Here is an 8,982-nt window from a genome sequence, read left to right as displayed (position 1 = left end):
CAAAAACACAGTATATTTTGGATCAACACTTTCGAGCCCGGAGAACACCATGGCCTCTCTTGCGATGAAAATCACCTTGGAACGTATCGCCCTTTTCCAATTTACCGCCGCGCATTGCGCTCAGGCCCGAGCGATGCTGGGTTGGAGTGTGGAGGAGCTGTCTCGGGAATCCGGGGTTTCGGTTGACGCTATTCAGCGTTTCGAGGCGGAGCGTGATGTGCGGGATGTGACCCGGCTTGCGTTGGCTTACCGGTTTGAATCAGAGGGGTTGGTGTTCTTCCCGGGGTTCGCGCCGGGGAGAGGGATGAATGTGAAAGGGTCTACGCCGAATCCGGTGGGGCGTGGGGATTATGCGATGGTTGAGTGAGGTGTCAGCGAATGAGTGAAGTCGATGGAAGCGACAGCTGTGTTTATGAGGCGCCGAGCTATCCCGATGCGGGTCAGAGGCGGGCAAAATCTGAGTACGTTATGAAGATTGGCATACTCCTCGAAACCGGTCGGCTGAGTAAGACGGAGGCGGCGCAAAAGCTCGGGCTGTCTCAGGAGGAGTTGAATGAAATGCTCCGTGGAGAATTTCGCGATTTGACCGTGGCAAAGATCTCGGAATATCTAAACCTGCTAGAGGATGAACGCAGGTAGTTGAGTGGTGAAACTCGGGCCGCTCACGTGAGTCGGCCCGGCAACACATCATCAAGCGTTCTGAGCCGCGACCTGATCGCCTTCATTTTCCAACCCCGCCCACCAAGCACTACCACGCTGCGGATACATGACGTTGAACGCCTCGCCCATTTGCGGTGTGGTGATCGACACATTGCGCTCCCAGGCCAACGCCAGAATGCGGTCGAAGGGCTCGTACCAGGCGTGCATCGACAAATCGAAGGTGCCGTTGTGAATCGGCAATAACCAGCGACCTTTGAGGTCGATGTGCGCTTGCAGGGTTTGCTCCGGCTGCATGTGAACATGCGGCCACTCGACGTTGTAGGCACCGGTTTCCATGAGCGTCAGGTCGAATGGGCCATACTGTTCGCCGATGCGTTTGAAGCCGTCGAAGTAGCCGCTGTCGCCGCTGAAGAAGACCCGCGTGTCGCCGTCGATCATCACCCACGAGGCCCACAATGTGCTGTTGCCATCGAACAGACCGCGACCGGAAAAGTGTTGCGATGGCGTGGCGATGAACTGGATGCCGTCAACTTCTGTGCCCTGCCACCAGTCCAGTTGGCGCACTTTGCTGGCGTCGACGCCCCACTTGATCAAGGTGTCGCCCACGCCCAGCGGCGTCAGAAAGTACTTGGCCTTGTCCGCCAGTTTGAGCACGGCTTGATAATCGAGGTGGTCGTAGTGATCGTGGGACAGGATCACGGCTTCGATAGGCGGCAACGCTTCGAGGCAGATCGGCGGCTGGTGGAAGCGCTTGGGGCCGGCCCATTGCACCGGCGAGGCGCGTTCGGCGAAGACCGGGTCGGTGATCCAGAATTTATCCCGCAGTTTCAGCAGTACGGTGGAATGACCGAGTCGGTAAACGCTGTGGTTAGGTGCGGCGATCAACGCTACCTGAGTCAGGGTTTGCACCGGGACGGGTGCGGTCGGGCGGGTGTTACGCGGTTTGTGGAAGATCATGCTCCACATGATGCGCAGGGTTTTGCGAAAGCCTTCGCGCTTAACCTGCGCATGGTTTCGATAGAGCCCTTCTACCTGACGGGAAGCTTCAGGCGTAGAGGCGTTATCCGATGGGGAAGTTGATGTGGCCATGACTGAATGACTCCATAAAAACCGCACAATTCGCGATTTCCGTTTGGGACGATAAATGGCCAAGGCACGCACGCATCAGCCGCAGATTCTAATATTCACTGCGCATGATTAACAAAACATTACACTGCACAGTGTAGTTTCAAGGTTGTATCAAAGCCGATCACAAGTAAACTGCCAAGTGTAATTCTCACTTATTCCTGCCGAAGCGTACTTATGACAGCTCCACAGCGCCTCACCGACCGAAAACGCGACGCCATCATTCAAGCCGCGATTGCCGAATTCCGTGCCAACGGTTTCGACATCACCAGCATGGACAAGATCGCGGCTACCGCCGGCGTGTCGAAGCGCACGGTGTACAACCATTTCCCCAGCAAGGAAGAGTTGTTCGCCGAAATCCTCAATCAATTGTGGGCGCGGGTGAGGGAAGAACAGAAAACGCCCTACCGCCCTGACCTGCCGCTGCGCGAGCAGATGCGCCTGATGCTAATGGCGAAAATGCAGACGCTGGGCGATGACAGTTTTCTCGACCTGGCGCGAGTGGCCATCGCCGCAACGATCCATTCCCCCGAGCGCGCGCAGAACATGGTTGCCCGAATGGGCGAACTTGAAGAAGGCCTGACCGTGTGGATCCGCTCCGCCCAGGCCGATGGGCGTTTGAAACCGGTCGCCCCCGAATTCGCCGCGAAACAGATTCAGGGAATGCTCAAATCTTTTGCTTTCTGGCCGCAGATTTCCATGGGTTTGCCCGGCCTGTCAGCCGAAATGCAGAGCACTGTTGTCGAGTCGGCGCTGGACATGTTCCTGGCCTGTTATCAGCACTGAATCGAGTTGCAATAAATGACAAGGTCTGCCGATTTACCGTTCCCAGGTCGCTCTGAATAAAACACCGCAATGTGTTTCAGAATGAAACTGGCGCTGGGGCTATAAGTGAGCCTCAGTCCCAGCGCCATGCAGAGAGCATCATGACCACCACCAAGGCCCTCACCTAACGCATCGAAAGCCTGACCTCGGAAATGCATCAGCACTTCGTCGGCAAGGATCAGCCCAAGGCCTGATGCCCATCAAGACAATTTCAACGCCCGCCCCAACTCATCGAACAACGTCACCACCGAACGCAAGGCGCGGCAGTCCGGGCGGGTCAGCAACCAGAGCGCTGTGTCGTAACCGTGTAGCGGCTCGCTCAACGGTTGCAGCCCGTCACCGATGAGGAAGTCCGGCAATGCCGCGACACCGAGCCCGGCCCGCACCAGCTCAGTCACCGACAACATGCTGTTGCAGCGATAACCCGGCCTGACGCCGGGCAACTGCTGACGGCGCCACGCGACGGTGGGGTGATCGGGCAGGAAGTCGTCCGTGGCGATCCAGGTCAGCGAGGCCAGGTCTTCGCAATTGACCGATTTCAGGTACGCCGCGCTGGCACAGACTCGATACGACACCTGGGCCAATCGCCGGCCAACCAAGTGCTCGGGCGGTGTGCAGGTCAGGCGCAAGGCGATATCCGCATCCCGGCGGCTGAGGTTGGCGAAGTCGTTGGAGGTACTCAATTCGATGGTCAGCGCCGGGTAGGACGGCATGAACCGCGCCAACGCCGGCAACAGCAAACCTTGCAGGACTGAATCGGTGCAGGTCAGGCGCACGGTGCCGCTGATGACTTCACCGCCCTGCTCCACGCCAATGCGCGCCGCCTCCAGCGCTTGTTCGGCCCGCTCAGCCTGCTCGGCCAGGGTCTGCGCCAAGGTGGTGGGCAAGTAGCCGGCGCGGCTCTTTTCGAACAATTGCTGGCCCAGCGCGGCTTCCAGTCGGCGCACGGCGCGAAACACCGTCGAGACGTCGACTTTCAACAGCATCGACGCCCGCGCCAGAGAGCCGCCGCGTACCAGCGCGAGGATCAGGGACAGGTCGGGGTAATCCAGTCGATAGTGCATCGGTGCATTGATCAATTGCGATAACGCCAATATTGAGTGCGTGAACGCCAATCTATAGTGGGAGCCAGGAATCAACAAGCGTGGAGCGCACACATGGAAACCCGCCCAATTCGCATCGCCCTGATCGGCGATTACGACCCGCACGTCACCGCTCACCAAGCCATTCCCGTCGCCCTCGGTATGGCCGCCGAACACGCACACAGAGACGTGCAATTCCAGTGGTTGGCCACCGACCACATCAGCGCCGATACGCCGTTGGCTGACTTCGACGGTTTCTGGTGCGTGCCCGCCAGCCCTTACCGCGATGGGGACGGTGCGTTGCGGGCGATTCGTTTTGCCCGTGAACAGCAGCGACCATTTCTGGGCACCTGTGGCGGGTTTCAACACGCCGTACTCGAATACGCCCGACATGTTCTGGGCTGGGACGATGCCGAACATGGCGAGACATCGCCCGATGCGGCGCGAGCGCTGCTCACGCCACTGACCTGTTCGCTGGTGGAAGCGGTCGACAGCATTCATCTGGTTGAAGGCTCGTTGATCGCCGAAGCGTACGAAAGCGCTGAGGTTGTCGAAGGATATCGCTGCCGCTACGGCGTTAATCCAGCGTTTGAACATGAGTTGTTGACCCAACAGCTGTGCGCCGTTGGACACGATTCTTCGGGCGACTTGCGGGCGGTGGAGTTGCGCGGGCATCCGTTCTTCGTCGCAACGCTGTTCCAACCTGAACGCGCAGCGCTCAAGGGCAAGCTGCCGCCGCTGGTCCTTGCATTGATCGCGGCCTGCAAAAGGCAGAAATCATGATCGCCAAGACGCCGCCAGCGCCTTACTACGCAGTGATTTTTACCTCCCTGCGCTCCGAGGGTGATCACGGTTACGAGCAGGCCGCCAGGCGCATGGTCGAACTGGCCCGTGAGCAACCCGGTTTCCTGGGTGTGGAATCGGCTCGGGGTGAAGATGGACTCGGGATTACAGTGTCCTACTGGGCCAGCGAAGCGGCGATTCTGGCGTGGAAACATCATCCCGAGCACAGTGAAATTCGCGAGCGTGGACGGTCGACGTGGTATTCGGCGTGTCATACGCGGGTGTGCAAGGTTGAGCGGGCGTATGCGTTCAAGCAGTAAATGCTGCGGCGTTCTTCAGGCCGTCTTCGCGAGCAAGCCCGCTCCCACACTGAATCTGCGTCGAACAGAGATCAAATAATGTGGGAGCGGGCTTGCTCGCGAAGAGGCCCGCACAGCCACCACAAAACTCAGCTCTGCACCAGACTGCGAACCGCCGAAATCTCCGGCACTTCCCGCCGATTCATATACACCCGCAACGGTTCGGTGATGTTGATCCGGTCATCGATATTCTGATCCAGCAACAACTGAATCAACTCACGCTTGAGCGTCATGGCCTGCCCGAAACCCGAGGCCCAGACGAATTCACTGGTAGGAATAATGCCGTCATCCGCCACGTCCATACCGAACGAGTCTTCGCTGAAACGAACGATGTAGTGGCCAGTCTTGCGATTGAGGCCGACGAAGCCTTTGAGTTGGTCGGCGGCCTGGCAGATGAGCTCGGAAGTGATGCGCATGATAAACCTCACAAAAGGTCGTAATGGACCGGTGATCGATGGTTTACACGCAGGGCAAGCGAATGGATTTCCCTCTGCCGGGGAAATTGCCGGGGCCAAGAGTACTGCAAAGAACCGCACAAAAGCGCGGAAAAAATCAGCTTTAAACACGTTTATGTCGGCCTGGCGATAGCGCAAGCGGCGCTCAGTTGTTAAAAGAGACGTCTTTGTAAATCTGCGAAAGGACCTCGACCATGCCTGCTACCTTCACCAAGAGCGCCCTGTTGCTGAGTCTGATGCTGGGCCTCGGCCAGGCACAGGCCGCCAGCGAGCCAAGCCCCACTGCACTGGCAACCCGCACGGGCATCCCGCATCCGGCAGTGATCGCCCACCGTGGCGCGTCTTTCGATGCACCGGAATCCACCGCCGCCGCCTACAAACTGGCCCGTGATCTGGGTGCCGACTACCTGGAAATGGACGTGCAACGCAGCAAGGATGGCGTGCTCTTCGCCCTGCACGACGACAACCTGCAACGCACCACCGACGTCGCCAGCAAATTCCCTGAGCGCAAGGACCGCCCGGCCAACGAGTTCACCCTCGCCGAGCTGAAAACCCTCGATGCCGGCAGCTGGTTCAACACCGCCTACCCGGATCGCGCCCGTCCTTCGTACGCCGGCCTGAAAATCCTGACCCTCGATGAAATCATCGATATCGCCCAAGGCAACCCGCTGCACAAGCCGGGCCTGTACATCGAAACCAAAGAGCCGAAGCAATTTCCCGGCATTGAGCGCGACCTCAAGGAGAAACTCCACGATCGCGGCTGGCTGAGCCCGGCCGGTTCGAAACTGGCGAAGAGCAATCTGGCGGTTGGCCAAGGCAAAGGCAAAGTTGTGCTGCAAACTTTCGAGAAGAGCAGCCTCGAACTGCTCGAGAAGGAAATGCCGAAAGTGCCGAAAATCCTCCTGCTGTGGGTCGGCGAAGGCAGCATCGAGCCGAAATCCAAGGTGACGTTTGCTGAATCCGGCGACAAAGACAAAGCCATCTATTACGCCAAACAACAACCGAAAGACAAAGCCGAATTCCAGCAATGGGTCGAGTACGCAAAAGCCCAGGGCGCGATCGGCACCGGCCCTTCTGCGGCGCTGACCAAGGGTGGCGATCAGAGCTACTCGGACCTGGTGCAACCGTGGATGAACCAGTACACCCACGACCAAGGTTTGCTGGTGCACGTCTACTCCATCGACGATGCCGTGGATTACCAGAAAGTCATGGACGCCGGCGTCGACGGCATCTTCACCAACCGCGCCAGCGAACTGCTCAAGTTCTACAAACGCCCGGCGGCTGGCAGTGTTGCGCAGTTGTTGCAGAACAACGGTTATTGAACAAGCCGAGAAGCTCCCGAAGGAATTAAGGGTGAATTAAGTTGCGCAAGCTAACCTGATCCCACTTAAACAGAACACCCAAGGATAGAACCTCATGAAAACCCTGACTGCCCTGTTCACCGCTGCTGCCCTGACCCTCACCGCTGGCCTGGCCCAGGCTGATGTTCGCGTCGACCAGATCCCTGAGCTGGTCAAGAGCGGCAAGATCAAGCCTTTGGAAGAGATGAACCAGGCCGCATTGAAATTGCACCCGGGTGCGACCATCACCGACACGGACTTGGACAACCACTTCAATAACTATGAGTACGAAGTGGAACTGAAAACCGCTGACGGCAAAGAATTTGACGTGGACTTCGATGCAACCACCGGCAAAGTACTGAGCGACAAACAAGACACCTGATGCATAAACACCAAGCCGTATGCTCTTCGGATCGTGCGGCTTTTTTGCATGTCGATTCAGACAATCAAGTCGTTCATCGCCGTGCTCGACTGTGACCGACTCGGTAAATACACAGCCTTTCCCGTTACGCGCTTAAACGCGCCGTCACTTCATTCAACTGCCCCGACAACCCATGCAGGTTGTGGCTGGCCGCTTCGGTGCGCTGCACGTTGTCCAGGTTGGTACTGGCGATGCTGGTGATTTCGGTCAGGTTGCGCGAGATGTCTTCGGCCACCGAGGTCTGCTCTTCGGCGGCGGTAGCGATCTGGCGGTTCATGTCGCGGATGGCTTCCACCGCATGGGTGATGCGCTCCAGCATGGCGCCGGCCTGGGTCACTTGCTCGACGCTTTCTTCACTGCGCGACTGACCGCTTTCAATGGCCTGGGCCGCATCCACCGCACCGGTTTGCACGGTTTGGATGATCTGGTTGATTTCGATGATCGACGCCGCCGTGCGCTGGGCCAGGCTGCGCACTTCATCGGCCACCACGGCGAAACCGCGCCCTGCTTCGCCGGCACGGGCCGCTTCGATGGCTGCGTTGAGCGCCAGCAGATTGGTCTGCTCGGCGATGCCGCGAATCACTTCCAATACCTTGCCGATGCGCCCGCTGTCGGTTTCCAGACGACGGATGACCATGGCGGTGTTGGCGATTTCGCCACGCATTTGGGTGATGGTGTGAATGGTGCCCTGCATGACTTTTTCGCCCTGCTGAGCGGACTGGTCGGCATCGTCGGCTGCACGTGCGGCATCGGCGGCGTGACGCGCGACTTCTTGCGCGGTGGCGGACATTTCGTTCATCGCCGTGGCCACCTGATCAGTACGGTTGAACTGCTCGTTGGTGCCGCTGGCCATCAGGGTGGCGATGGAATTCAGTTCACCGCTGGCGCTGTCCAGATCCGAGGCACTGCGCTGCAAACGGCTGAAGGTTTCGGCGAGGAAATCGCGCAGGGTGTTGGCCGCTACCGCCAACTTGCCCAACTCATCCTGTCGGCTGCTGGCCACGCGTTCGGCAAACTTGCCCTGGCTGAGTTGCGCCACGTACTCGATCAATTTGCGAATCGGTTCCACCAGGTTGCGGTTGACCAGCCACAGGCTCAACAGGCCGATCAGCAGACCCGAGGCGAGCATCACAATGGTCCCCAGCAACACGGTGCGATCGGCGTCGGCGCTGATCAGCTTCGATTGCTCGACACCCTGCTTGCGCATTTCGCTGACCAACTCGCTCATCTGATCGCTGGTGGCACGGTCCACACCTTTGACCGCCGTGTCGCCAGCCGTTGGGTCGGCACCTGCCGCCACATAGGCGTCACGACCTTTTTGATAAGCCGTACCCAACAGGCGATGTTCGTCCCGCAGGCGTTCGATGCGAGTTTTGAGTTGCGGGTCAATGCCCTTTTGCCCGGCCAATTCACCGAGGATGCCCTGCACATCGCGCTGACGCTCCTCGAATTGCTTCCAGTATTTGTCCAGGTCCGCAGGCTGCTTGCCGCGCAGCAGAACGTTTTTCCACTCCTGAACCTGAACCTTGAATTGCAGGTTGGCTTCATCGATCAATTGCGAAGTGTGCAGCGGGCCTTCGATCAGATTCGCGTAGTTCTGAACACCGCTGGACAGAAAGTGAAAGCAGGCCAGGGCGATCAGCAACATGGCCAACAGGCTGCCGCTCAACAAGGCAAGGATTTGTGCTCTCAGGGATTTTTGCAAAAACATCGAGTGATCTCATGACAGGGATAAGGCACGCCCGGCAGGCGTGCAAGGTGTCCGGACATCCCTGTCAGCGACGCTGGCCCAAGACCGCACCGCGAATTTCAACATCAACATCATCGGCGTGCCAGAGCCTTTCTTTAACGCTTCCGACCGCCGGTAGAGTGAATTTTCAGCGCCAAGAGACTGTCACAAAACGGTCAAAAACCCTTGCAATGATGCGGTTC

Annotated in this window: 11 protein-coding genes; 7 read left to right on the top strand and 4 right to left on the bottom strand. The window is 58.5% G+C overall.

Annotated elements, in window-relative coordinates; genetic code table 11:
* Window positions 1-49 precede the first annotated feature (49 nt).
* On the top strand, window positions 50-367 hold the full coding sequence (locus ACYZTR_RS07700; RefSeq protein WP_461977752.1) for a helix-turn-helix domain-containing protein: 318 nt from the start codon (window positions 50-52) through the stop codon (window positions 365-367).
* A gap of 11 nt (window positions 368-378) precedes the next feature.
* Window positions 379-639: an XRE family transcriptional regulator gene (locus tag ACYZTR_RS07695; protein WP_461977750.1), complete on the top strand. Its 261-nt coding sequence runs from the start codon at window positions 379-381 to the stop codon at window positions 637-639.
* 51 nt (window positions 640-690) lie between these two features.
* On the opposite strand, the gene ACYZTR_RS07690 is transcribed toward ACYZTR_RS07695, so the two are convergent.
* A complete protein-coding gene (locus ACYZTR_RS07690; RefSeq protein ID WP_461977748.1) occupies window positions 691-1,749 on the bottom strand; it encodes an MBL fold metallo-hydrolase in 1,059 nt (352 codons plus the stop codon).
* Between the two features lie 213 nt (window positions 1,750-1,962).
* Here ACYZTR_RS07690 and ACYZTR_RS07685 point away from each other — a divergent pair, with 213 nt between their 5' ends.
* Window positions 1,963-2,571, top strand: coding sequence for a TetR/AcrR family transcriptional regulator (locus tag ACYZTR_RS07685; RefSeq protein ID WP_461977746.1), 609 nt, complete (start codon window positions 1,963-1,965; stop codon window positions 2,569-2,571).
* A 239-nt stretch (window positions 2,572-2,810) separates the two neighbouring features.
* Here the strand turns inward: ACYZTR_RS07685 and ACYZTR_RS07680 are convergent, their stop codons facing one another.
* Window positions 2,811-3,752 (bottom strand): LysR family transcriptional regulator, encoded by a 942-nt coding sequence (locus ACYZTR_RS07680; protein WP_461979614.1) that lies wholly within the window; start codon window positions 3,750-3,752, stop codon window positions 2,811-2,813.
* Between the two features lie 15 nt (window positions 3,753-3,767).
* On the opposite strand from ACYZTR_RS07680, the gene ACYZTR_RS07675 reads away from it, so the two are divergent.
* Complete coding sequence (locus tag ACYZTR_RS07675) at window positions 3,768-4,475, top strand: CTP synthase C-terminal region-related (seleno)protein (protein WP_461977744.1); 708 nt, start codon at window positions 3,768-3,770, stop codon at window positions 4,473-4,475.
* Window positions 4,472-4,795 carry an antibiotic biosynthesis monooxygenase family protein gene (locus ACYZTR_RS07670; RefSeq protein WP_461977742.1) on the top strand — a complete coding sequence of 108 codons (324 nt, stop codon included), beginning with the start codon at window positions 4,472-4,474 and terminating at the stop codon, window positions 4,793-4,795. Before ACYZTR_RS07675 ends, ACYZTR_RS07670 begins: the two co-directional genes overlap by 4 nt.
* A 128-nt stretch (window positions 4,796-4,923) precedes the next feature.
* Here ACYZTR_RS07670 and ACYZTR_RS07665 read toward each other — a convergent pair whose 3' ends face one another.
* Complete coding sequence (locus tag ACYZTR_RS07665; RefSeq protein ID WP_461977740.1) at window positions 4,924-5,250, bottom strand: DUF2025 family protein; 327 nt, start codon at window positions 5,248-5,250, stop codon at window positions 4,924-4,926.
* 233 nt (window positions 5,251-5,483) lie between these two features.
* Between ACYZTR_RS07665 and ACYZTR_RS07660 the strand changes: the two genes are divergently transcribed.
* Entirely contained in the window at window positions 5,484-6,611 is a 1,128-nt protein-coding gene (locus ACYZTR_RS07660) for a glycerophosphodiester phosphodiesterase (protein WP_461977738.1), read from the top strand.
* 94 nt (window positions 6,612-6,705) lie between these two features.
* Window positions 6,706-7,011, top strand: coding sequence for a PepSY domain-containing protein (locus ACYZTR_RS07655; RefSeq protein WP_010457288.1), 306 nt, complete (start codon window positions 6,706-6,708; stop codon window positions 7,009-7,011).
* A 124-nt stretch (window positions 7,012-7,135) separates the two neighbouring features.
* Here ACYZTR_RS07655 and ACYZTR_RS07650 read toward each other — a convergent pair whose 3' ends face one another.
* Window positions 7,136-8,761 carry a methyl-accepting chemotaxis protein gene (locus tag ACYZTR_RS07650; RefSeq protein WP_461977736.1) on the bottom strand — a complete coding sequence of 542 codons (1,626 nt, stop codon included), beginning with the start codon at window positions 8,759-8,761 and terminating at the stop codon, window positions 7,136-7,138.
* Window positions 8,762-8,982: the final 221 nt, after the last annotated feature.

The organism is Pseudomonas sp. Hz4 (assembly GCF_054898165.1).
Note: the sequence above shows the minus strand (reverse complement) of the source record. Positions and strands in the feature narration are given on the sequence as shown.

Coding starts and splice junctions, on each gene's coding strand:
- ACYZTR_RS07675 (WP_461977744.1), top strand. CDS start 3,768: ATGGAAACCCGCCCAATTCGCATCGCCCTGATCGGCGATTACGACCCG.
- ACYZTR_RS07650 (WP_461977736.1), bottom strand. CDS start 8,761: ATGTTTTTGCAAAAATCCCTGAGAGCACAAATCCTTGCCTTGTTGAGC.
- ACYZTR_RS07690 (WP_461977748.1), bottom strand. CDS start 1,749: ATGGCCACATCAACTTCCCCATCGGATAACGCCTCTACGCCTGAAGCT.
- ACYZTR_RS07700 (WP_461977752.1), top strand. CDS start 50: ATGGCCTCTCTTGCGATGAAAATCACCTTGGAACGTATCGCCCTTTTC.
- ACYZTR_RS07695 (WP_461977750.1), top strand. CDS start 379: ATGAGTGAAGTCGATGGAAGCGACAGCTGTGTTTATGAGGCGCCGAGC.
- ACYZTR_RS07670 (WP_461977742.1), top strand. CDS start 4,472: ATGATCGCCAAGACGCCGCCAGCGCCTTACTACGCAGTGATTTTTACC.
- ACYZTR_RS07660 (WP_461977738.1), top strand. CDS start 5,484: ATGCCTGCTACCTTCACCAAGAGCGCCCTGTTGCTGAGTCTGATGCTG.
- ACYZTR_RS07655 (WP_010457288.1), top strand. CDS start 6,706: ATGAAAACCCTGACTGCCCTGTTCACCGCTGCTGCCCTGACCCTCACC.
- ACYZTR_RS07665 (WP_461977740.1), bottom strand. CDS start 5,250: ATGCGCATCACTTCCGAGCTCATCTGCCAGGCCGCCGACCAACTCAAA.
- ACYZTR_RS07685 (WP_461977746.1), top strand. CDS start 1,963: ATGACAGCTCCACAGCGCCTCACCGACCGAAAACGCGACGCCATCATT.